The sequence below is a fragment of the Paenibacillus sp. FSL R5-0473 genome (genome assembly GCF_038004565.1).
Lineage (GTDB): Bacteria > Bacillota > Bacilli > Paenibacillales > Paenibacillaceae > Paenibacillus > Paenibacillus amylolyticus.
The window spans coordinates 6,786,560-6,808,235 of record NZ_JBBORL010000001.1; the positions used below are offsets into that span (position 1 = coordinate 6,786,560).

At 44.9% G+C, this 21,676-nt stretch carries 38 protein-coding genes; 37 read left to right on the top strand and 1 reads right to left on the bottom strand.

The window, feature by feature from the left end; translation table 11 throughout:
• Positions 1-38: 38 nt before the first annotated feature.
• The 35 genes from tuf (at position 39) to rpsI (ending at position 18,977) form a co-directional block, all read left to right on the top strand.
• Entirely contained in the window at positions 39-1,229 is a 1,191-nt protein-coding gene (tuf, locus tag MKY28_RS29650) for an elongation factor Tu (RefSeq protein ID WP_017692073.1), read from the top strand.
• A gap of 436 nt (positions 1,230-1,665) precedes the next feature.
• A complete protein-coding gene (gene rpsJ, locus MKY28_RS29655; RefSeq protein WP_017692074.1) occupies positions 1,666-1,974 on the top strand; it encodes a 30S ribosomal protein S10 in 309 nt (102 codons plus the stop codon).
• Between the two features lie 46 nt (positions 1,975-2,020).
• Complete coding sequence (gene rplC / locus MKY28_RS29660) at positions 2,021-2,644, top strand: 50S ribosomal protein L3 (RefSeq protein ID WP_017692075.1); 624 nt, start codon at positions 2,021-2,023, stop codon at positions 2,642-2,644.
• Positions 2,645-2,669: 25 nt separating this feature from the next.
• Positions 2,670-3,293 carry a 50S ribosomal protein L4 gene (gene rplD / locus MKY28_RS29665; protein WP_017692076.1) on the top strand — a complete coding sequence of 208 codons (624 nt, stop codon included), beginning with the start codon at positions 2,670-2,672 and terminating at the stop codon, positions 3,291-3,293.
• The gene (gene rplW / locus MKY28_RS29670; RefSeq protein WP_017692077.1) at positions 3,293-3,583 is read left to right on the top strand and encodes a 50S ribosomal protein L23; all 291 of its coding nucleotides are present in this window, start codon (positions 3,293-3,295) and stop codon (positions 3,581-3,583) included. Before rplD ends, rplW begins: the two co-directional genes overlap by 1 nt.
• A 30-nt stretch (positions 3,584-3,613) precedes the next feature.
• Positions 3,614-4,444, top strand: a complete 831-nt coding sequence (rplB, locus tag MKY28_RS29675) for a 50S ribosomal protein L2 (RefSeq protein WP_017692078.1) — start codon at positions 3,614-3,616, stop codon at positions 4,442-4,444.
• A gap of 71 nt (positions 4,445-4,515) precedes the next feature.
• Positions 4,516-4,794, top strand: coding sequence for a 30S ribosomal protein S19 (gene rpsS / locus MKY28_RS29680; protein WP_017692079.1), 279 nt, complete (start codon positions 4,516-4,518; stop codon positions 4,792-4,794).
• A gap of 35 nt (positions 4,795-4,829) precedes the next feature.
• Entirely contained in the window at positions 4,830-5,162 is a 333-nt protein-coding gene (gene rplV, locus MKY28_RS29685) for a 50S ribosomal protein L22 (protein ID WP_036607180.1), read from the top strand.
• Positions 5,163-5,177: 15 nt separating this feature from the next.
• Positions 5,178-5,843 carry a 30S ribosomal protein S3 gene (rpsC, locus tag MKY28_RS29690; protein ID WP_036607182.1) on the top strand — a complete coding sequence of 222 codons (666 nt, stop codon included), beginning with the start codon at positions 5,178-5,180 and terminating at the stop codon, positions 5,841-5,843.
• Positions 5,844-5,845: 2 nt separating this feature from the next.
• Positions 5,846-6,280, top strand: coding sequence for a 50S ribosomal protein L16 (rplP, locus tag MKY28_RS29695; RefSeq protein ID WP_017692082.1), 435 nt, complete (start codon positions 5,846-5,848; stop codon positions 6,278-6,280).
• The gene (gene rpmC / locus MKY28_RS29700) at positions 6,270-6,467 is read left to right on the top strand and encodes a 50S ribosomal protein L29 (protein WP_017692083.1); all 198 of its coding nucleotides are present in this window, start codon (positions 6,270-6,272) and stop codon (positions 6,465-6,467) included. Before rplP ends, rpmC begins: the two co-directional genes overlap by 11 nt.
• Positions 6,468-6,515: 48 nt before the next feature.
• On the top strand, positions 6,516-6,782 hold the full coding sequence (rpsQ, locus tag MKY28_RS29705; protein WP_017692084.1) for a 30S ribosomal protein S17: 267 nt from the start codon (positions 6,516-6,518) through the stop codon (positions 6,780-6,782).
• A 35-nt stretch (positions 6,783-6,817) separates the two neighbouring features.
• The gene (gene rplN, locus MKY28_RS29710) at positions 6,818-7,186 is read left to right on the top strand and encodes a 50S ribosomal protein L14 (protein WP_017692085.1); all 369 of its coding nucleotides are present in this window, start codon (positions 6,818-6,820) and stop codon (positions 7,184-7,186) included.
• Between the two features lie 39 nt (positions 7,187-7,225).
• Positions 7,226-7,579, top strand: a complete 354-nt coding sequence (rplX, locus tag MKY28_RS29715; RefSeq protein WP_017692086.1) for a 50S ribosomal protein L24 — start codon at positions 7,226-7,228, stop codon at positions 7,577-7,579.
• 32 nt (positions 7,580-7,611) lie between these two features.
• Positions 7,612-8,154: a 50S ribosomal protein L5 gene (gene rplE / locus MKY28_RS29720; RefSeq protein ID WP_017692087.1), complete on the top strand. Its 543-nt coding sequence runs from the start codon at positions 7,612-7,614 to the stop codon at positions 8,152-8,154.
• 73 nt (positions 8,155-8,227) lie between these two features.
• Positions 8,228-8,413 (top strand): type Z 30S ribosomal protein S14, encoded by a 186-nt coding sequence (locus tag MKY28_RS29725; RefSeq protein ID WP_013312154.1) that lies wholly within the window; start codon positions 8,228-8,230, stop codon positions 8,411-8,413.
• A gap of 32 nt (positions 8,414-8,445) precedes the next feature.
• Positions 8,446-8,844 (top strand): 30S ribosomal protein S8, encoded by a 399-nt coding sequence (rpsH, locus tag MKY28_RS29730; RefSeq protein WP_017692088.1) that lies wholly within the window; start codon positions 8,446-8,448, stop codon positions 8,842-8,844.
• 30 nt (positions 8,845-8,874) lie between these two features.
• Positions 8,875-9,417 (top strand): 50S ribosomal protein L6, encoded by a 543-nt coding sequence (gene rplF, locus MKY28_RS29735; RefSeq protein WP_017692089.1) that lies wholly within the window; start codon positions 8,875-8,877, stop codon positions 9,415-9,417.
• A 117-nt stretch (positions 9,418-9,534) separates the two neighbouring features.
• Positions 9,535-9,903 (top strand): 50S ribosomal protein L18, encoded by a 369-nt coding sequence (rplR, locus tag MKY28_RS29740; RefSeq protein WP_017692090.1) that lies wholly within the window; start codon positions 9,535-9,537, stop codon positions 9,901-9,903.
• A gap of 27 nt (positions 9,904-9,930) precedes the next feature.
• Positions 9,931-10,428 carry a 30S ribosomal protein S5 gene (rpsE, locus tag MKY28_RS29745; protein ID WP_017692091.1) on the top strand — a complete coding sequence of 166 codons (498 nt, stop codon included), beginning with the start codon at positions 9,931-9,933 and terminating at the stop codon, positions 10,426-10,428.
• A 13-nt stretch (positions 10,429-10,441) separates the two neighbouring features.
• Positions 10,442-10,627 (top strand): 50S ribosomal protein L30, encoded by a 186-nt coding sequence (gene rpmD, locus MKY28_RS29750; protein ID WP_017692092.1) that lies wholly within the window; start codon positions 10,442-10,444, stop codon positions 10,625-10,627.
• A gap of 43 nt (positions 10,628-10,670) precedes the next feature.
• The gene (gene rplO / locus MKY28_RS29755; protein ID WP_017692093.1) at positions 10,671-11,111 is read left to right on the top strand and encodes a 50S ribosomal protein L15; all 441 of its coding nucleotides are present in this window, start codon (positions 10,671-10,673) and stop codon (positions 11,109-11,111) included.
• Positions 11,111-12,409, top strand: a complete 1,299-nt coding sequence (gene secY, locus MKY28_RS29760) for a preprotein translocase subunit SecY (RefSeq protein ID WP_017692094.1) — start codon at positions 11,111-11,113, stop codon at positions 12,407-12,409. Before rplO ends, secY begins: the two co-directional genes overlap by 1 nt.
• A 90-nt stretch (positions 12,410-12,499) precedes the next feature.
• On the top strand, positions 12,500-13,144 hold the full coding sequence (locus tag MKY28_RS29765) for an adenylate kinase (RefSeq protein ID WP_036607188.1): 645 nt from the start codon (positions 12,500-12,502) through the stop codon (positions 13,142-13,144).
• Between the two features lie 3 nt (positions 13,145-13,147).
• The gene (gene map / locus MKY28_RS29770; protein ID WP_076320288.1) at positions 13,148-13,900 is read left to right on the top strand and encodes a type I methionyl aminopeptidase; all 753 of its coding nucleotides are present in this window, start codon (positions 13,148-13,150) and stop codon (positions 13,898-13,900) included.
• Between the two features lie 10 nt (positions 13,901-13,910).
• Complete coding sequence (locus MKY28_RS29775; protein WP_036607194.1) at positions 13,911-14,219, top strand: KOW domain-containing RNA-binding protein; 309 nt, start codon at positions 13,911-13,913, stop codon at positions 14,217-14,219.
• A gap of 3 nt (positions 14,220-14,222) precedes the next feature.
• On the top strand, positions 14,223-14,438 hold the full coding sequence (infA, locus tag MKY28_RS29780; RefSeq protein WP_017692098.1) for a translation initiation factor IF-1: 216 nt from the start codon (positions 14,223-14,225) through the stop codon (positions 14,436-14,438).
• A gap of 152 nt (positions 14,439-14,590) precedes the next feature.
• Positions 14,591-14,704, top strand: coding sequence for a 50S ribosomal protein L36 (gene rpmJ, locus MKY28_RS29785; RefSeq protein ID WP_003333770.1), 114 nt, complete (start codon positions 14,591-14,593; stop codon positions 14,702-14,704).
• A 20-nt stretch (positions 14,705-14,724) separates the two neighbouring features.
• Complete coding sequence (gene rpsM / locus MKY28_RS29790) at positions 14,725-15,093, top strand: 30S ribosomal protein S13 (RefSeq protein ID WP_036607200.1); 369 nt, start codon at positions 14,725-14,727, stop codon at positions 15,091-15,093.
• Positions 15,094-15,112: 19 nt separating this feature from the next.
• Positions 15,113-15,508: a 30S ribosomal protein S11 gene (gene rpsK, locus MKY28_RS29795; protein ID WP_017692100.1), complete on the top strand. Its 396-nt coding sequence runs from the start codon at positions 15,113-15,115 to the stop codon at positions 15,506-15,508.
• Between the two features lie 136 nt (positions 15,509-15,644).
• Positions 15,645-16,589, top strand: coding sequence for a DNA-directed RNA polymerase subunit alpha (locus MKY28_RS29800; RefSeq protein ID WP_017692101.1), 945 nt, complete (start codon positions 15,645-15,647; stop codon positions 16,587-16,589).
• A 34-nt stretch (positions 16,590-16,623) separates the two neighbouring features.
• Positions 16,624-16,989: a 50S ribosomal protein L17 gene (rplQ, locus tag MKY28_RS29805; protein ID WP_017692102.1), complete on the top strand. Its 366-nt coding sequence runs from the start codon at positions 16,624-16,626 to the stop codon at positions 16,987-16,989.
• Positions 16,990-17,148: 159 nt separating this feature from the next.
• Positions 17,149-17,922: a tRNA pseudouridine(38-40) synthase TruA gene (gene truA / locus MKY28_RS29810; RefSeq protein WP_076216861.1), complete on the top strand. Its 774-nt coding sequence runs from the start codon at positions 17,149-17,151 to the stop codon at positions 17,920-17,922.
• Between the two features lie 205 nt (positions 17,923-18,127).
• On the top strand, positions 18,128-18,565 hold the full coding sequence (gene rplM / locus MKY28_RS29815) for a 50S ribosomal protein L13 (protein WP_024633564.1): 438 nt from the start codon (positions 18,128-18,130) through the stop codon (positions 18,563-18,565).
• Positions 18,566-18,584: 19 nt separating this feature from the next.
• A complete protein-coding gene (gene rpsI, locus MKY28_RS29820) occupies positions 18,585-18,977 on the top strand; it encodes a 30S ribosomal protein S9 (RefSeq protein WP_017692105.1) in 393 nt (130 codons plus the stop codon).
• A 407-nt stretch (positions 18,978-19,384) separates the two neighbouring features.
• On the opposite strand, the gene MKY28_RS29825 is transcribed toward rpsI, so the two are convergent.
• Complete coding sequence (locus tag MKY28_RS29825) at positions 19,385-19,576, bottom strand: hypothetical protein (RefSeq protein WP_076329932.1); 192 nt, start codon at positions 19,574-19,576, stop codon at positions 19,385-19,387.
• A 202-nt stretch (positions 19,577-19,778) separates the two neighbouring features.
• On the opposite strand from MKY28_RS29825, the gene MKY28_RS29830 reads away from it, so the two are divergent.
• Both MKY28_RS29830 and sat read left to right on the top strand, forming a co-directional pair.
• Entirely contained in the window at positions 19,779-20,471 is a 693-nt protein-coding gene (locus tag MKY28_RS29830) for a phosphoadenylyl-sulfate reductase (protein ID WP_076320297.1), read from the top strand.
• A 23-nt stretch (positions 20,472-20,494) separates the two neighbouring features.
• Positions 20,495-21,664, top strand: coding sequence for a sulfate adenylyltransferase (gene sat, locus MKY28_RS29835; protein WP_047841118.1), 1,170 nt, complete (start codon positions 20,495-20,497; stop codon positions 21,662-21,664).
• Positions 21,665-21,676: the final 12 nt, after the last annotated feature.

The following is a 21,676-nucleotide window of genomic DNA, read 5'->3' on the forward strand; positions in this document are numbered from 1 at the left end:
AAAACATAAAATTATAATTTTAAGGAGGCCACGTTCAAATGGCAAAGGCTAAATACGAACGTAATAAACCCCACGTTAACATCGGTACTATTGGTCACGTCGATCACGGTAAAACAACTCTGACTGCTGCAATCACAACTGTATTGTCCAAAACTTACGGTGGTGCTGCAATTGCATTCGACCAAATCGACAAAGCTCCAGAAGAGCGCGAACGCGGTATCACAATCTCCACATCACACGTTGAGTACGAAACTGACACTCGTCACTACGCTCACGTTGACTGCCCAGGTCACGCCGACTATGTTAAAAACATGATCACTGGCGCGGCTCAAATGGATGGAGCTATCTTGGTAGTATCCGCAGCAGACGGCCCAATGCCACAAACTCGTGAGCACATCTTGCTCTCCCGTCAAGTAGGCGTACCTTACATTGTTGTGTTCTTGAACAAATGTGACATGGTTGAAGACGAAGAGTTGTTGGAATTGGTTGAGATGGAAGTTCGCGACCTTCTTAACGAATATGAGTTCCCAGGTGACGATACTCCAATCACTCGTGGATCCGCTCGTGAAGCTCTGGCAAACCCAGATGGCGAATGGGCTCAAAAAATCGTTGAGATGTTCAAAGAGATCGACACTTACATCCCACTGCCTGAGCGTCAAACTGACAAGCCTTTCTTGATGCCTGTCGAGGACGTATTCTCCATCACTGGTCGTGGTACTGTTGCTACTGGCCGTGTAGAGCGTGGTACTGTTAAAGTCGGCGAAGAGATCGAAATCGTTGGTATCACTGAAGAAACTAAAAAATCCGTTGTAACAGGCGTTGAGATGTTCCGTAAATTGTTGGATTCCGCTCAAGCGGGTGACAACATCGGTGCATTGTTGCGTGGTGTTGACCGTACTCAAATCGAGCGTGGTCAAGTACTTGCAAAACCAGGTTCTGTTAAGCCACACACAGAATTCACAGCTCAAATCTACGTTCTGACTAAAGAAGAGGGCGGACGTCACAAACCATTCTTCACTGGTTACCGTCCACAGTTCTACTTCCGTACAACTGACGTAACAGGCATCATCAACTTGCCTGAAGGTACTGAAATGGTAATGCCTGGTGATAACATCACTGTTACTGTTTCCCTGATCTCCCCAATCGCGATTGAAGAAGGAACTAAATTCTCCATTCGTGAAGGCGGACGTACAGTAGGTGCCGGTTCCGTAGCATCTATCCAAAAATAATTTGGCTTAACGCTGAATAAAGCATATGTAACAGTGTACTGGAACGAGTAACATTGTATTGTAACGAAGCTTCGGAAGAGTTCTTTATCCGACATCGGATAGAGAACTCTTTTATTATGTTTAAAGTTCGGAACCTGCGTCATACGAAATGAACATCATTTACGTGTTTAGAAGGATTGGCAAGGCAGCCTGGATATTGAAGATTAACACTGCAATAAACGAAGTCATTTCATCAGAAAAGATAAGTTTAAATGTTTTTCTTAAATATGCTTGCAATACGCCTATCTTTTCTATATAATAATGAATGTTGTTCTGTGACGTTGCGATGATGTGAGAGGTTACTGGCACACCCGGCCCCTTTGCCATGGGAGAGTGGCTAGAAAATTTTCACGGAGTATGTCCGATAAAAAATTGGGCGATAGAAGGAGGGACTAAAATGGCAAAGCAAAAAATTCGTATTCGTTTGAAAGCTTACGACCACAGAATTCTTGATCAATCCGCGGAGAAAATTGTTGAAACAGCAAAACGTTCGGGTGCTGGTGTATCCGGTCCGATTCCGCTTCCTACTGAAAAACAAATCATTACTATTCTTCGTGCGGTGCACAAGTACAAGGATTCTCGGGAACAATTCGAACAACGTACACATAAACGTTTGATCGACATCGTTAACCCGACTCCACAAACTGTGGATGCCTTGATGCGCTTGGATCTGCCGTCCGGTGTAGATATCGAAATTAAATTGTAATATAAGCTACAACAAAGACCATGTATAAAGGAAAAGAGGTGTCAACATGAAAGCAATCTTAGGAAAAAAACTCGGAATGACTCAAGTATTTACTCCTGAAGGTAACGTCGTTCCAGTAACGGTTATCGAAGCAGGCCCTTGTGTTGTTTTGCAAAAGAAAGACATTGAGAACGATGGCTACGAAGCAATTCAAATCGGTTACTCCGATAAGAAAGAGAAAAATGCTAACAAGCCAGAAGCAGGTCACGCTAAAAAAGCGAACACTGCCCCTAAGCGCTACGTTCGTGAAGTTCGCGGTATCAACATCGCAGAATATGAAGTTGGCCAAGAACTGAAAGCTGACATTTTCGCTGAAGGCGAATTCGTTGACGTAACGGGTATTTCTAAAGGTAAAGGTTTTGCCGGCGTTATCAAACGTTGGGGACAAAGCACTGGACCTATGTCACACGGTTCGCGTTACCACCGTGGCCCTGGTTCAATGGGTTCGATCCAAGCTAACCGCGTTCCTAAAGGCAAACGCCTGCCAGGACACATGGGACATGATACTATTACAATCCAACGTCTTGAAGTAGTTAAAGTAGACGCTGAGCGTAACGTGTTGCTCGTGAAAGGTTCCATTCCTGGACCGAAAAACAGTCTCATTAGAGTTAAAGAAACGGTGAAAAAATAACCACTGAAGAAAGGAGGAACACAAAATGCCAAAAGTATCAGTTTACAATGTAGATGGTAGCCAAGTAGGCGAAGTTGAATTGAACGATGCGGTTTTCGGAATTGAGCCGAACCAACACGTTCTGTACGATGCAGTTCTTATGCAACGCGCTTCCCTTCGTCAAGGTACCCACAAAGTAAAAGGACGTTCTGAAGTTCGTGGCGGTGGACGTAAGCCTTGGAAACAAAAAGGTACAGGTCGCGCTCGTCAAGGTTCAATTCGTTCACCACAATGGAAAGGCGGCGGTATCGTATTTGGTCCAACACCACGGAGCTATGCGTATAAACTGCCTAAGAAAGTTCGCCGCTTGGCGATCAAATCAGCCCTTTCATCCAAAGTGCTTGACAATGACATTATCGTTTTGGACGCTCTCACGTTGAGCACGCCTAAAACTAAAGAATTTGCAGCCATCTTGAGTAACCTCAAAGTGGGACGTAAAGCTTTGATCGTAGCTCCTAGCTATGATGATAATGTAGCTCTTTCCGCACGGAATATTCCAGGCGTGAAATTCGTAGCTGCTGACGGTATTAATGTTCTTGACGTGCTTTCGCACGACAAATTGATCATTACGAAAGAAGCAGTTCAGAAGGTAGAGGAGGTGCTCGCGTAATGAAGGATCCTCGTGATATTGTAAAACGTCCGATTATTACGGAACGTACTGCTGACATGATGAACGACTTGAAATATGTATTTGAAGTCGATATCCGTGCAAACAAAACCGAGATCAAAAAGGCAGTAGAAGCTATTTTCAATGTAAAAGTGAAAAACGTGAACACGCTTCGTGTTCCAGCTAAGCCGAAACGGTACGGACGTTATTCCGGATATACTAGCGAATGGAAAAAAGCGTTTGTAACGTTGACAAAAGACAGCAAAACGCTTGAGTTCTTTGAAACTGTATAATTGAATTTTTGAAGTAAGGAGGGAAACCCAGTGCCAATCAAAAAGTATAAACCAACATCCCCGGCAAGACGGAACATGTCCGTTTCTACATTTGAGGAAATCACCACAAATCAGCCGGAGAAATCGTTGTTGGCCCCGTTGAGCAAACAAGCAGGCCGCAACAACCAAGGTAAAATTACAGTTCGTCACCATGGTGGTGGACACAAACGTAAATACCGTATCATTGACTTCAAACGTACTAAAGATGGAATACCGGGCCGCGTTGCTACGATTGAGTATGACCCGAACCGTACATCCAACATCGCTCTGATTCACTATGCTGATGGTGAAAAGCGTTATATCATCGCTCCTAAAGGTTTGAAAGTTGGAGATCAAGTATTCTCCGGACCTGAATCAGACATCAAAATCGGTAACGCACTGCCACTCGAAAACATTCCAGTAGGTACCGTTATCCACAACATCGAGTTGAAACCAGGTAAAGGCGGACAATTGGTTCGTGCTGCTGGTACAGAAGCTCAATTGCTTGGTAAAGAAGAAAAATACGTTTCCGTTCGTCTCTCTTCCGGAGAAGTTCGTCGTATTTTGAAAGTTTGCCGCGCGACAATCGGATCTGTAGGTAACCAAGACCACGAGCTCATCAAAATCGGTAAAGCCGGTCGTAGCCGTTGGTTGGGTAAACGTCCTGAGGTTCGTGGTGTAGTAATGAACCCTAACGATCACCCACACGGTGGTGGTGAAGGTCGTGCTCCAATCGGACGTAAATCGCCAATGTCACCATGGGGTAAACCTACACTTGGTTACAAAACGCGTAAGAAAAATAAAGCTTCTGATAAATACATCATTCGCCGCCGCACGAAGTAATACACACTGTGCATAACTTCGTGAGGCATCTGCGGATGCATAATAGCTATGTTTGAAGGGAGGATCTCCACATGGGTCGCAGTTTGAAAAAAGGGCCATTCATTGATGGCTACATGCTTAAAAAGGTAGAAGAGATGGAAGCTTCAGGTAAGAAGAATGTGATCAAAACCTGGTCCCGTCGTTCTACAATTTTCCCGCAATTCATCGGACACACATTTGGCGTTTACGATGGTCGTAAACACGTGCCAGTGTATGTAACTGAGGACATGGTCGGACACAAACTGGGTGAGTTCGCTCCAACCCGTACGTACAAAGGCCATACTGCTGATGATAAGAAAACAAGAAGATAAATGAATATCTTTAATGTTTGAAAGGAGGTTACACAATGGAAGCAAAAGCACATGCTAAGTTTATCCGGATTGCTCCTCGTAAAGCTCAACTCGTTGTTGACTTGATTCGTGGCAAGCAAGTAGGTGAGGCGGTTGCCATTCTCCGTCACACTCCGAAATCTGCTTCTCCAATCGTTGAGAAGTTGCTTAACTCCGCTATTGCGAATGCGGAACATAACTATTCTTTGGATGTTAACAAATTGGTTATCTCGCAAGCTTACGTGAACCAAGGACCGACAATGAAACGTTTCCGCCCTCGTGCAATGGGACGTGCAAGTCGTATTAACAAACGTACTAGCCACATTACTTTGGTGGTATCTGAGAAGTAGAAGGAGGGGAAATGTGTGGGCCAAAAGGTAAATCCAGTCGGACTCCGTGTCGGAATTATCCGTGACTGGGAATCTAAGTGGTATGCAGGCAAAGACTTCGGTGATCTTTTGATGGAAGACGTGAGAATTCGTGAATTCCTGAAAAATAAATTGAAAGACTCCGCTTTATCTCGTGTAGAAATTGAGAGAGCGGCTAACCGCGTAAACGTAACGATTCACACTGCTAAACCAGGTATGGTTATTGGTAAGGGTGGTTCGGAAGTTGAAAATCTTCGTAACCAAATTACGAAAATTGCTGGCGGTAAAAAAGTACACATCAACATTTCTGAAATTAAGAACCAAGACTTGGACGCTGTTCTTGTAGCTGAAAGCATTGCACAACAATTGGAACGTCGTGTTTCTTTCCGTCGTGCTCTGAAACAAGCAATTCAAAGAACTATGCGCTCCGGTGCTAAAGGTATCAAAACTCAAGTAGGCGGACGTCTTGGCGGTGCTGAGATCGCACGTTCTGAAGGCTACAGCGAAGGAACTGTTCCACTGCACACACTGCGTGCTGACATTGACTACGGTACAGCAGAGGCTCATACTACTTACGGACTTATCGGCGTAAAAGTATGGATCTATCGTGGAGAGGTTCTTCCTACGGCTAAGAAACAAGCTGCTAAGGAAGGAGGCAACTAATCATGTTGGTACCAAAACGCGTAAAACACCGTAAGCAACAACGTGGACATATGAAAGGCCAAGCTAAAGGCGGAACGACTCTGAACTTTGGCGAATACGGTCTGCAAGCTACGGAACCGGCTTGGATTACGAACCGTCAAATCGAAGCGGCTCGTATTGCGATGACTCGTTACATCAAACGTGGTGGTAAAGTTTGGATCAAAATTTTCCCAGACAAACCAATCACTCAAAAGCCTCTCGAGGTTCGGATGGGTAGCGGTAAAGGTAACGTAGAAAAATGGGTTGCAGTAGTGAAACCAGGTAAGATCATGTTTGAACTTGCTGGTGTACCGGAGGAAATTGCACGCGAAGCAATGCGTCTTGCCGCTCACAAACTGCCAATCAAAACGAAGTTCGTGAAACGTGAAGAATTGGGTGGTGAAGCAAATGAAAGCTAGTGAATTTCGCAACCTAACCTCTGCTGAAATCGAGCAAAAGATTGCCGGATTTAAAGAAGAACTCTTTAACCTCCGCTTTCAATTAGCTACCGGTCAGCTGGATAACCCGACTCGCATCCGTGATGTGCGGAAAGAAATAGCTCGTGCTAAAACCATTATCCGTGAGAGAGAATTGGGAATCGGTTAATTAGGGATAGGATGGACAATCCGTCCGTAATCAGGAAGGAGGCCAACAATGAGCGAAGAACGTAACGCACGTAAAGTGCAAACTGGTAAAGTGGTCAGCGATAAAATGGACAAAACGATTGTTGTTGCTGTAGAAACTTACAAAAAACACAACTTGTACCATAAACGCATTAAGGTTACTAAAAAATTCAAAGCGCATGACGAAGAAAACACTGCGAAAATCGGTGACACGGTGAAAATCATGGAGACTCGTCCGCTTTCGAAAGATAAACGCTGGAGACTTACTGAAATCGTAGAAAAAGCGGTTATCATCTAATGCATCAGCAGCATTGCTGAAAGGAGGAATACTAAATGATTCAACCATTTACACGTTTGACTGTGGCCGACAACTCCGGTGCGAAGGAACTGATGTGTATCCGCGTACTCGGCGGTACGGGACGTCGTACAGCTCAAATCGGTGATCTGATCGTTTGTTCTGTTAAACAAGCAACACCAGGCGGCGTTGTCAAAAAAGGTGATGTAGTTAGAGCGGTTGTCGTTCGTACGAAACGTTCTGTACGTCGTAAAGACGGTTCCTACATCGGTTTTGATGAAAATGCAGCGGTTGTTGTAAAAGACGACAGAAGCCCACGTGGAACACGTATTTTCGGACCAGTTGCTCGCGAACTTCGCGATAAAGACTTCATGAAAATCGTTTCCTTGGCTCCAGAAGTTATCTAAAGCTTAATCTCGTGATGTTAGAAACAGGAGGTGTACGAAATGCCAAGAGTGAAAAAAGTTCTGGAATCCCATAACAACAAACTTCACGTTAAAAAGGAAGATACGGTTATGGTGATCAGCGGTAAAGACAAAGGTAAAAAAGGCCGTGTCATCGCTGCTTATCCTCGTGAGAACCGCGTCCTTGTGGAAGGTGTTAACATGGTGAAAAAACACCAGAAGCCTAACCAGCAAAATCCGCAAGGCGGCATTATCGAGAAGGAAGCTCCGATTCACGTTTCCAACGTAATGCACATCGATCCGAAGAGCGGAAAAGTAACCCGTGTAGGTTACAAAGTTTTGGATAACGGTAAGAAAGTGCGCGTTGCTAAACGTTCCGGAGAAATTATCGACTAATTGAACCGAATGAGAAAGGAGGGCTATGATTCATGGCATCAAGAATGAAAGAACGTTACCTGCAAGAAATCGCTCCTGCTTTGATGCAGAAGTTTAACTATACAACGGTAATGCAAGTGCCGAAAATCGAGAAAATCGTTATCAACATGGGTGTGGGCGACGCTGTCCAAAACTCTAAAGTGTTGGATTCTGCAGTAAACGATTTGCAACTGATCGCGGGTCAAAAACCTGTAATCACTCGTGCTAAAAAATCTATCGCAGGTTTCAAACTGCGTGAGAATATGCCTATCGGTGCGAAAGTTACATTACGCGGTGAGCGTATGTACTTCTTCCTAGATAAGCTGCTCAACGTAACGCTTCCTCGTGTCCGCGACTTCCGCGGTGTATCGAGTAATGCTTTCGATGGACGTGGTAACTATACACTGGGTCTGAAAGAGCAATTGATCTTCCCGGAGATCGAATACGATAAAGTTGATAAAGTCCGCGGTATGGATATTGTCATTGTAACAACGGCGAAAACAGACGAAGAGTCCCGTGAATTGCTTACGCAAATGGGAATGCCTTTCGTTAAGTAATGTTGGCATAACGTTTCCGGGTGTCTGGAAAGACTCCCTTTTCTCCGAAATTATTTAGGAGGTGTCAGGCTAAGTGGCAAAAACTTCGATGAAAGTTAAACAACAACGTACACCTAAGTTTAAAGTACGTGCATATACACGCTGTGAGCGTTGCGGACGTCCACATTCGGTCCTGCAAAAGTTCAAAATTTGCAGAATTTGTTTCCGTGAATTAGCTTATAAAGGCCAGATCCCTGGCGTGAAAAAAGCAAGCTGGTAAAAAGTCCTGAACGGGAAGGAGGTTAACTCACAATGACTATGTCTGATCCAATTGCAGATATGCTTACTCGTATTCGTAACGCGAACACTGTTCGTCACGAAACGGTAGAAATGCCTGCTTCAACAATGAAAAAACAAATCGCCGATATCCTGAAGCGTGAAGGTTTCATCCGTGACGCTGAAGTTATCGATGATAACAAACAAGGGATTATCCGTGTTTTCCTGAAATACGGTCAAAATAACGAGCGCGTTATCACTGGTCTGAAAAGAATCAGTAAACCTGGTCTTCGTGTTTACACGAAAAGCAACGAAGTACCTCGTGTACTTGGTGGCCTGGGAATCGCGATCATCTCGACATCTAAAGGTATCATGACGGACAAAGAAGCTCGTCAATCGAAATCCGGCGGAGAAGTCGTTTGCTACGTTTGGTAATATAACGTCACAAGATAGGAGGTGCAACATATGTCTCGTATTGGTCGCAAACCAATCACAGTACCAAGTGGTGTAGACATCACCCTGGACAACACCGTTATTACGGTAAAAGGACCTAAAGGAACTTTGACTCGTGAGCTTCATAAAGACATGAAGGTTACAGTTGAAAATAACGAAATCACAGTTGTGCGTCCTTCCGATAACAAAACTCACCGTTCTTTGCACGGCACAACGCGTAGCGTTGTAAACAATATGGTGAGCGGCGTTACTGAAGGATTCGCGAAATCTCTGGAATTGGTTGGGGTCGGATATCGTGCAAGCAAATCCGGAGATAAAATCGTTCTGAACGTTGGTTACTCTCACCCGGTTGAAATTACACCGGAAGCGGGAATCGAATTCGAAGTACCTTCGAATACAAAAATCATCGTTCGCGGAATTGACAAAGAGCGTGTAGGTGCTTACGCTGCTAAAATCCGTTCCGTACGTGAACCTGAGCCGTACAAAGGTAAAGGTATTAAATATGAAGGCGAGCGTATCATCCGTAAGGAAGGTAAAGCCGGTAAGAAGAAATAAGATTTCTCTTACCGCCTTTGCGCGGCTTTCGGCTTGCTTGCTTCGTGTGTTTCTAATATACCCCGTGGCTTCTGCTTTGAAGCCAGCGAGGTAACCTGAAAGGAGTGAATCTTTGAGATGATTACGAAACCAGATAAAAATAAGGCTCGTCTGAAAAGACACCTTCGTGTTCGTAAGAAAATCCAAGGAACGGCAGCACGTCCTCGTTTGAACGTATTCCGTTCTGGTAAACATATGTATGCTCAAATCATCGATGATGTTGCTGGTGTAACAATCGCTTCCGCGTCTACCGTAGACAAAGAATTGAGCACTGACATCAAAAATGGTGCATCTGTTGAATCAGCTCGTAAAGTTGGCGAACTCGTTGCTAAACGTGCGAAAGACAAAGGTGTTTCCAACATCGTATTTGACCGTAGCGGTTATCTGTACCATGGTCGTATCGCAGCATTGGCTGAAGCGGCTCGTGAAGCAGGACTTGAGTTTTAAGATATTTTTCAAAAGGAGGTTAACGACTTGCGTGTAGATCCGAATACTTTGGAACTGACTGAAAGAGTTGTAAATATTAATCGCGTAGCTAAAGTAGTAAAAGGCGGACGCCGTTTCAGCTTTAGCGCACTGGTTGTAGTCGGCGACGGCAACGGCTGGGTTGGAGCTGGTATCGGTAAAGCGGGCGAAGTACCTGATGCAATTCGCAAAGGTATTGAAGACGCTAAGAAAAACCTTGTACACGTTCCACTCGTAGGAACATCGATTCCTCACTTGGTAACAGGTAAGTTCGGCGCAGGACGCGTGCTGTTGAAACCAGCATCTGAAGGTACTGGTGTTATCGCTGGTGGTCCTGTACGTGCGGTTCTCGAACTTGCTGGTGTAGGTGACATTTTGACAAAATCTCTGGGTTCTTCGAATTCCATGAACATGGTCAATGCGACTTTGGAAGGTTTGTCCCGTTTGAAGCGTGCTGAAGACGTGGCTAAACTGCGCGGAAAATCCGTCGAAGAGCTTCTGGGTTAAGGAGGGAATTCTCATGGCTAAATTAGAAATTACCCTCGTCCGCAGCTTGATCGGACGTCCGGAGACGCAAAGAACAACTGTGAAAACATTGGGTTTGCGCAAAATCAATAGCAAAGTGGTACAAAACGATAATCCTGCCATCCGTGGTATGATTAACAAAGTAAGCCACTTGGTTGCTGTTAAAGAAGTAGAAGCTTAATATCGGGTTAATCCCACAAATCTTTAAGGAGGTGCAACGAACGATGAAGTTACATGAGCTTTCACCATCTCCTGGATCCCGCAAAGAACGTAAACGTCTTGGTCGCGGTCCAAGTAGTGGTACAGGTAAAACATCAGGTCGCGGTCACAAAGGACAAAATTCTCGTTCTGGCGGTGGAGTACGTCCAGGCTTCGAAGGTGGACAAAATCCATTGTATCGTCGCTTGCCAAAACGTGGTTTTGTAAACCCAACTCGCAAAGAATATGCAGTTGTGAATACTGAAGACCTGAACAGTTTTGCTGCGGGTACTGAAGTAACTCCAGAATTCTTGATGACGAACGGCGTAGTTAAAAACGCTAAATCCGGAATCAAAATCCTGGGTAACGGTGATGTCACTGTGAAGCTGACTGTTAAAGCTAACAAGTTTTCTCAATCTGCTATTGAGAAAATTGAAGCTGCCGGCGGTACAACCGAGGTGATTTAATGTTCAAGACCCTAAAGAATATCTGGCGGGTTGAAGATCTGCGCAAAAGGGTATTATTTACCCTTTTTGTACTGATCATTTACCGCATCGGCTCCTTTGTTCCCGTACCGGGAGTTAACAAAGACGTGTTCGAAGCGACAAATTCTGCGGGTAAAGAAGTTTTTGGACTTCTCAATACGTTCTCGGGTGGAGCGCTCTTCCAGTTCTCGATATTTGCGCTCGGGATCGTGCCTTACATCACTGCGTCTATCATAGTACAGTTGCTTTCCATGGACGTTATTCCTAAATTAGCGGAGTGGGCAAAGCAAGGTGAACAAGGTAAGAAGAAATCTGCACAATTGACCCGTTATTTAACGATTGGCCTGGCATTGATTCAAGCGTTTGGTACGTCGATCGGATTCAACCGCTTGTACAATACAGACATGATTCCTAACGCTACATTTGCAGATTATATCTTGATCGCGATTGTACTTACGGCCGGTACTTCATTCCTGATGTGGCTTGGTGAGCAGATCACCGAGAAGGGCATAGGAAACGGGATTTCGATCTTGATCTTTGCGGGTATCCTATCTACGGTGCCTAACATTATCAAACAAACGATCGAATCCGACTTCATTCAACCTGACCAACTGTTTATGAATATTCTTAAAGGTGTTATCATCGCAATTGTTATTGTGTTGATCATCATAGGGGTCATTTACATTCAGCAGGCGATTCGGAAAATTCCGGTACAGTACGCTAAACGTGTCGTAGGTAACAAAATGTACGGTGGACAGAATACACATATCCCGCTGAAAATTAATGCAGCAGGTGTTATCCCTGTCATCTTCGCATCATCGCTGTTGATGTTCCCGACGATCATCGCCAACTTCTGGGCAGATCGCCTTTGGGCACAGTGGATCGGACAGAACCTGACTACACACAAGCCTCTGGGTATGTTGTTGTATGTCGTGATGATCTTCGGTTTCACATTCTTCTATACTTTCGTACAGATGAATCCACAGCAGATGGCTGATAATATGAAAAAGAACGGCGGTTACATCCCAGGCATTCGCCCGGGTAAAGCAACCGAGAAATATCTGACCCGTGTCATGACTCGTTTGACAATGGCCGGTGCCATGTTCTTGGCAGTCATTTCCGTTCTGCCTGTAATCTTGGGGGCACTGTCTGGTTTGCCTCAATCTGCGCAAATTGGAGGAACATCCCTCCTGATCGTTATCGGTGTTGCGCTGGATACGATGAAGCAAATCGAAAGCCAATTGATCAAACGCCACTACAAAGGTTTTATCAATAAATAGGCAATAGGTACCGGTCGAGTGAAGATTTACTTGCCGGCACCTATTGTGCTGTTTGTTGATGTAGGGTAGTCTTGGAGGGAGTGACATAACGTGAACATCCTATTCATGGGCCCTCCGGGGGCAGGAAAAGGAACGCAAGCAGACGTCATCGTGAAAGAGTTCGGTATTCCCCATATTTCAACAGGCGATGCATTTCGTCTCGCGATCAAACAGGGAACTCCCATTGGCATGAAAGCCAAGGAATATATGGATCAAGGATTGCTTGTACCAGATGATGTAACCATTGGCATCGTTGAAGAACGTTTGCAGCAGCCTGACTGCAGAGAAGGTTTCCTCTTGGACGGATTTCCAAGAACCCTTTCGCAAGCAGAAGCGCTCGATGGCATTCTGGATCGATTGAACTCAGGTCTCGATCATGTAATCAACCTGAAAGTGGATCGCAACAAATTGCTCGCTCGTTTGACGGGTCGTCGAATTTGTAAAAACTGTGGTTCCACTTATCATGTGGTATTCAATCCGCCTAAGCAGGAAGGTATTTGTGATAAATGCGCTGGTGAGTTGTATCAACGCTCTGATGATAATGAAGAGAGTGTAGGTACACGACTGGACGAGTATATCAACAAAACAGCACCACTCCTCACGTTCTATGAGACTAAAGGTCTTCTTCGTCAAATGAACGGAGAACAGGATATCGATCAAGTTTCTCAAGAAATCGTGTCCTTACTGAGAGGTTAATTGATGATCATTGGTAAGTCCGAAACGGAACTGGGCTTGATGAGGGAAGCAGGGAGAATTGTTGCGGAAACGCATCGTCTCTTGGCAGAGCATATCGCTCCCGGTATTACGACTGGAGAACTTGACCATATGGCTGATCAATATATCCGCAGTCAAGGAGCTGTGCCGTCTTTCCAAGGTTATAACGGTTTCCCTGCCAGTGTGTGCGCTTCAGTCAATGAAGAGTTGGTACATGGATTTCCCGGCAAACGCAAGTTGAACGAGGGCGATATCGTTACGTTTGACATTGGCGCGCAGTACCAGGGGTATCATGGAGATTCCGCCTGGACTTATCCGGTCGGCCGTATTTCCGAAGAAGCCCGTCGTCTTCTGGACGTTACCGAGGCTTCGTTATACGCAGGTCTGGCGCTGGTAAAACCGGACGTTCGCTTGTTTACAATATCTCATGCAATTCAGAAATATATTGAAGATGAAGGGTTCTCCGTAGTTCGTGAATATGTCGGTCACGGCATAGGCGCAGATCTGCACGAAGAACCACAGATTCCGAACTATGGTCTTCCCGATCGGGGACCACGGCTTAAAGCGGGCATGGTGCTGGCCATAGAGCCGATGGTTAACGTAGGTAGACGGTATGTGAAAACGTTGGAAGATAACTGGACTGTCGTCACGGTTGATGGTAAGTTATGTGCACACTTTGAACACACCGTAGCAGTTACACCAGATGGTATGGAAATTTTCACAAAACTGAATGCGTAGGTGATGAGGCATGAACAGTCAGTCTAATCCGCAGCTCGGTCAACTTGTGAAGATCCGTAAAGGCCGCAATGCGGACCAAGCCGCAGTAATTGTTGCTATAGCGGACGGTAAGTTCGTATATATTGCGGATGGAGACAAACGTAAGTTTGATCAACCAAAGAAGAAGAATCTTCTTCATCTTGAGCTCCAGCCCATGATTAGCAGCGAGGTTGTGAACAGTTTAAACGAGAGTGGTCGGGTGACAAATGGAAAGCTCCGTTACGCGGTTCATTCATTTCTGGAATCCACCAACATTCAAGCTGAAGAGAAAGGAGACTGACTAATGGCTAAGGAAGATGTCATTGAAGTGGAAGGTACGGTTCTCGAACCGCTACCGAATGCAACATTCAAGGTTGAGCTTGAGAACGGTCATCAAATTCTCGCTCACGTTTCCGGAAAACTGCGGATGCACTTTATCCGTATCCTGACTGGAGACAAAGTAGTTGTTCAGTTGTCGCCTTATGATTTAACAAAAGGTCGCATAACTTACCGTAAATAGTAGTAGACAGTTGCAATGAACTGTGAAGCTTATGTAGCGGGTTTTGCCCGGCAAAACTTGCGAAAGCTTCGAAGCCGGTTTTACAATAGTAGAACAAGGTCAATGCTTACGAAGAGGGTTTTGCTTAGCAAAACTTTGAGGAGGTAATTCACATGAAGGTAAGACCTTCGGTCAAGCCGATTTGCGAAAAGTGCAAAGTCATTCGCCGCAAAGGGAATGTTATGGTTATCTGTGAAAATCCGAAACACAAACAAAAACAAGGTTAAAGAAGGGGGTGTAGCGTAAAATGGCACGTATATCTGGTGTGGATTTGCCACGTGATAAGCGCGTTGAGATCGCCTTGACTTATATTTTCGGAATCGGTAAAACGACTTCCCAGAAAATTCTGAGCACAACAGGCATCAATCCGGACACTCGTGTTCGTGATTTGACGGAAGATGAAGTCAGCAAATTGCGTGAAAGTATCGATAAAGAGGTCAAAGTAGAAGGTGACCTGCGTCGAGAAATCTCTTTGAATATTAAACGTTTGACGGAGATCGGTTGTTACCGTGGAGTTCGTCATCGTCGTGGTCTGCCTGTTCGTGGACAACGTACGAAAACGAATGCTCGTACTCGTAAAGGTCCTCGTCGTACAGTAGCGAACAAGAAGAAATAATAAGGGGGGATAAGAGAAAATGGCTAAACCGAAAAAAGTCGTACGTACTAAACGTCGTGACCGTAAGAATATTGAATCTGGCGTGGCGCATATCCGTTCCACTTTCAATAACACTATCGTTACTATTACGGATCCTCACGGAAACGCAATTTCGTGGGCAAGCTCCGGCGGCCTCGGATTCAGAGGTTCCCGTAAATCGACTCCGTTTGCTGCACAAATGGCTGCTGAGACTGCTGCCAAAGCTGCAATGGAACATGGGATGAAAGCCGTTGAGGTTATGGTTAAAGGACCAGGCGCAGGCCGTGAAGCAGCGATCCGCTCTTTGCAAGCTGCTGGTCTTGAAGTTAACCTGATCAAAGACGTAACTCCAGTCCCGCATAACGGATGCCGTCCTCCAAAACGTCGTCGTGTCTAATGAGATTTGCCCCTGCGTGTGGTATATTTCCGGCACAATCTGCTAATAATGGTTGTTTAGGCATACTACTACATGTTTTCGCAAGAGAAGGTAAATGTTTCATAGAGGACCGACGTTTTGAAGGAGGGGTATTGCAGTGATTGAAATCGAAAAGCCGAAAATTGAGACGGTAGACGTCAACGATGATGGCACCTATGGGAAATTCGTAGTAGAACCGCTTGAGCGCGGATACGGTACGACGCTTGGAAACTCGCTTCGCCGAATCTTGCTCTCGTCACTGCCGGGTGCGGCAGTGTCTTCGGTTCAAATCGATGGCGTTCTGCATGAATTTGCTACAGTTCCTGGCGTAATGGAAGATGTAACGGAGGTTATTCTTAACCTGAAAGCTTTGTCGCTTAAGATTCATTCAGACGAGGAGAAAGTGCTCGAGATTGATGCTGAAGGCGAAGGAGCAATTACGGCTGGAGATATCCGTGCTGACTCCGATGTGGAAATCCTTAATCCGGATTTGCACATTGCTACGCTCGGACCAGGTTCGAGACTTCACATGCGTATTTTTGCCAATCGCGGTCGCGGCTACGTCCAGGCAGATCGGAATAAACGCGATGACCAGCCGATCGGCGTCATCCCAGTCGATTCCATCTTCACCCCGATCAGTCGCGTTAACTACGCTGTGGAAAATACGCGTGTCGGTCAAGTGACCAACTATGACAAGCTCACGTTGGAAGTTTGGACTGATGGAAGTATTCGTCCTGAAGAGGCTGTAAGCCTCGGCGCTAAAATTTTGACTGAGCATTTGATGCTCTTCGTGGGTCTTACAGACGAAGCGAAAGATGCAGAAATCATGGTCGAAAAAGAAGAAGACAAAAAAGAAAAAGTACTCGAAATGACGATCGAAGAGCTGGATCTCTCTGTTCGTTCCTACAACTGCCTCAAACGTGCCGGTATTAATACCGTGCAAGAGCTGACTACGAAAACGGAAGAAGACATGATGAAAGTCCGTAACCTCGGACGCAAGTCTTTGGAAGAAGTTCAAGAGAAGCTTGAGGAACTTGGTTTGGGACTCCGTACAGAAGAATAGACAGCCGAGTGCTTGAAGTGAAGGAGGGAAAACAATGGCATACCAAAAGTTGGGCCGTAATTCCAGCGCACGTAAAGCTTTGTTCCGTGACCTGGTAACCGACCTGTTCTTATACGAACGCATTCAGACAACTGAAGCGAAAGCAAAAGAGGTTCGCTCTATTGCTGAAAAACTGATCACTAAAGCGAAAAAGGGAGATCTTCATGCCCGTCGCCAAGTGGCAGCTTATGTTCGCCGCGAAACTATCGATGGTGAGCAAGATGCAATCCAAAAACTGTTTAGCGAATTGTCCGGTCGTTACGCTGAGCGTCCAGGTGGATACACTCGTATCTTGAAACTGGGACCTCGTCGTGGTGACGCAGCGCCAATGGTTTACTTGGAACTGGTAGACCGCGCGTAAAACAGATGAGATGAGGAAAGGGGACAGAATCAACGATTCTGGATTAACCCTTTTTTTCTCTTCATTTCGGAATTCGTGCTGTAATAGAAGCTCCGTAAGGGGCTTCTTTTGCTGTTCGGGATAGGGATATGTATAGTATGGAACAAAGGTGTGGTATTAATGCGAAACTTATGTATGACGTTAACTTATGATGGCACTGCCTATTACGGCTTCCAAGTACAGCCGGGTGGGAATACCATTCAGGATCATCTTGAAGATGCGATTCGTGCTTTAACCGGTGAGAAGGTTAAAATTACAGGTTCAGGCCGAACAGATGCAGGTGTTCACGCCCGCAGACAAATCTTCAATTTTCCTACGGAGTCCCAGATCCCGATTGAACGTTGGTGTATTGCACTCAACTCCAGATTACCCTCCGATATTGTCGTTATTGATGCGATTGAAGTATCGGCTGATTTTCATTCTCGCTATGCAGCGAAAAAGAAAACGTATCGTTATACAGTCAATGCGAATCAATTTCCGGATGTATTCAACAGAAGACTGCAATATCATCATCATGCGAAGCTTGATATTATGGCAATGCAGGAGGGCTTACGACATTTCATAGGGACGTATGATTTTACCTCTTTTGCTTCACGCAAGTCTCAGAAAGAGAATCATGTCCGTTCGGTGTACGAAGCATGGATGGAAGTGGACCGATCAATGTGCAGAGACCATCCGCGCGATCAGGGTGTCATTCACATTTATGTGAGTGGTAACGGCTTTTTGCAGCATATGGTTCGTATCATTGTAGGGACACTGCTGGAGATCGGAGAGGGCAAACGGAAAGCCTCTGATGTACCAAATATGATTGCTGCATGTAATCGATCTGCTGCAGGACCTACTGCAGTTAGCTGCGGTTTAATGCTCTGGGATCTTGAATACAAAAAAGATTGAATTTGGTGAGTGAAAAGCTTAATTAACACTTGCGATTTAATCGCCTATCATGTAATATAAAAGTTGTGTTTTCTTAATGGCTTTCCCACAGCCCCAATTAAGAGTTTCACATCAAATTTACAATCCATCAACACCTAAAGTTATAACTTAACGAACGAAGATAAATGAAAATGATGATTTTGAACATTTTAAGGAGGAACTTTTCATGCGTACTACGTACATGGCGAAGCCTAACGAAGTTGAGCGCCAATGGCACATCATTGATGCTGAAGGCAAAACCCTCGGACGTTTGGCGAGCGAAGCAGCAGCTTTGATTCGCGGCAAACACAAGCCACAATTCACTCCACATGTGGACACTGGCGATTTCGTTGTTATCATCAATGCTGAGAAAATCGTATTGACTGGTAAGAAAATGCAAGGTAAAAAATACTACCGTCACTCAATGCACCCAGGTGGTTTGAAAGTAACTACAGCTGAAGAGATGGTTAAAAACAAACCTGAGCGTATGTTGGAATTGGCTGTTCGCGGTATGCTTCCTAAAACTCGCATGGGCGAGAAAATGAAGTTGAGACTTAAAGCGTACAGAGGCACTGAGCATCCACATGCAGCACAAAAACCAGAAGTTTACGAACTTCGCGGTTAATTAAAAGGAGGACAGTTTCATGGCACAAGTACAATACTATGGGACAGGTCGTCGTAAACATTCGGTAGCACGTGTTCGCCTTGTACCGGGTGAAGGACGCATTGTCATCAATAAACGTGATATTAATGAATACTTCGGTTTGGAAACACTCAAACTGATCGTAAAACAACCACTGAACTTGACAGAAACGCTCAACAACTATGACGTTCTTGTTATTGCTCATGGTGGCGGAATCTCCGGTCAAGCCGGCGCAATCCGTCATGGTATCTCCCGCGCTCTGCTCAAAGCAGATCCGGAATACCGTGCATCCCTGAAAAAAGCAGGATTCCTGACTCGTGACCCACGTATGAAAGAGCGTAAAAAATACGGTCTTAAAGCGGCTCGTCGCGCACCTCAGTTCTCCAAACGTTAATATTAAAAGCCTTTGGCCTCGGTCAAAGGCTTTTTTTTATATTCATGAATATTACGCCATATATTATATTAGTTTGTGCGATAGCTCTCATATCTCTGATGTCTCTCCCCGTGCTTGTGCATTTTTCCTTCATTGCCTTTGCATTGTGCTCTTAATGTCCCTCAATACAGTCCTATAATATGTACGTTGATACATCTACATCTTACTGAACCTCTCTAATCGTTTATATCATTGAATTTGCTCTTACGCTCTCACCCATCGCTCACCACACATTTTATAACAGCTCCTATAAAATCATCGATTAGAACTCACGCCGGATTTTTTGAATACACTAGGCTTAATGTTTTTGCACTTAATTCTTTATTGCAAACCTTATCAGTATTTCTTATGGAAACGATAAAAGTCCCTTACATATCAACAGCTAAAATCCGCAAAGCTGCTCCCCTTAAAACTTTAGCTTTTCTTCCTTCAACTTCAATCGCCCAGTGATTTTTTGATGTTGTTCTTGACGACAAGAACTGTCCAAACCCAGTAACAGCAAAGGTTTCCCAGGCTAAGCGATGTATTTTTACCTGTCTAATGACCTGGGCCAATATCATTGTTTTTATCTCATTAACAGAGAAATGGATAAATTGAACCAAAATATTGTGTAATAGCGGCAATCAAAAAGGGTCAAAAACTGATTTATTTTACCATATGGCAGGCATTGACATCCCCAATGAAAGATTTATACTAAACATAATTCATATTAGATTAGTCGGCTTTAGGTGTATTGAAATGCAGAATGGGGGAAATTCACAGATGAACTTGTTGGAGAAAGAAGATTTGGCACGGACGAAGGCAGAGGAACTGGAACATGCCAGTCCAGAGGATATTATTCGGTATGCTATTGAAACATTCCCAAATATCACTTTTGCATGTAGCTTTGGTGCAGAAGATGTTGTACTTGTAGATATGGTGCAGAAAATCAGCCCATCCACAGATATTTTTTATCTGGATACAGATTTTCACTTTAAAGAAACATACGAAACACGTGATAAGATGCAGGAGAACTACAACCTTGAATTTGTACGTGTGTCACCTAAGATTACTCCAGAAGAGCAGGCAGCTGAGCACGGTGAAGAGTTGTGGAAGTCTGATCCCAATGGGTGCTGTAACATTCGCAAAGTCGAACCGTTAACACGTATTCTTTCTCAGTATGATGCATGGATTACAGGTATCCGCAGAGATCAAGCACCAACTCGTGCAAACTCAAAGAAGGTTGAATATGATTCCAAATTTGGCCTGATGAAGTTTAATCCGATTGCTCACTGGACGACTGAGGATGTATGGCAATATATTCGTGACAATAACGTTGTATATAACCCTCTTCATGATCAGAACTACCCAAGTATTGGTTGTGAGCATTGTACACGTCAGGTTATGCCTGGTGAGGACCCTCGTGCTGGACGCTGGTCTGGTAATGATAAAACGGAATGTGGCCTTCATAAATAATAGATATACAAGGAGCTGACAAGATGACATCGATTCTGCCTCATGGAGGTACGCTGGTTCAGCGTATCGTACAAGGAGAAGAACGGGAGCAATTGTTGCAAGACAGTAATAACTTATCCTCTTTGCTTATTAATACCTGGACGATTTCAGATTTGGATCTGATTGGTGTAGGTGCGTTCTCACCACTTCAAGGTTTCTTGAATGAGGAAGATTACCTTTCGGTGGTGTCTCGCATGCGTCTCGCCGATGGAACAGTCTGGAGTATACCGATTACACTTGCTGTTGACGATAAACAAGCCGCATCCCTCCAGATTGGTGAACGTGTGAAACTTGTTGGTGACCAAGATGGAGTCACTTATGGATTGCTCGAAGTCCAAAGTATATACCAGGTGGATCAGGGTGAAGAAGCCCGGCGTGTATTCAAAACAGATGATCCCGAGCACCCGGGCGTTAAAAAACTGTTGGAGCGTCCTGCAACATACGTAGGAGGTCCAATCCAAGTGTTGAACCGTCCAAAACCTTCGAAATTTGAGGAATTCTATTATGATCCTGCAGATACCCGGAAGATTTTTCAGGAGAAGGGTTGGAAGACCGTAGTTGGTTTTCAGACACGTAATCCGGTCCATCGGGCTCATGAATACATTCAGAAGAGCGCTATGGAGATTGTAGATGCACTCTTCCTGAATCCGCTTGTTGGAGAGACGAAGTCGGACGATGTACCTGCAGATGTTCGGATGAAGAGTTATCTGGTATTACTGGAGAACTATTACCCGGCTGATCGTGCGTTTCTTGGTGTGTTCCCCGCAGCCATGCGGTATGCCGGTCCACGTGAAGCTATTTTCCATGCGATGGTTCGCAAAAATTACGGGTGTACCCACTTTATTGTTGGTCGTGACCATGCGGGTGTTGGTGATTATTATGGAACATATGAAGCACAGGAGATCTTTACTAACTTTACAGCAGAGGAACTGGGGATTACTCCGTTGTTCTTCGAACATAGTTTCTTCTGTACCAAATGTGGAAACATGGCATCCAGCAAAACTTGCCCACATGATAAAGAACATCATATGGCGCTTTCCGGCACCAAAGTACGCGGGTTGCTCCGTGACGGCCAGTGCCCTCCACCTGAATTTACACGTCCTGAGGTAGCTGAGGTGCTGATTGAAGGAATGGCGGAGCAAGTCCGCTCCTAGCGGTATAATTGT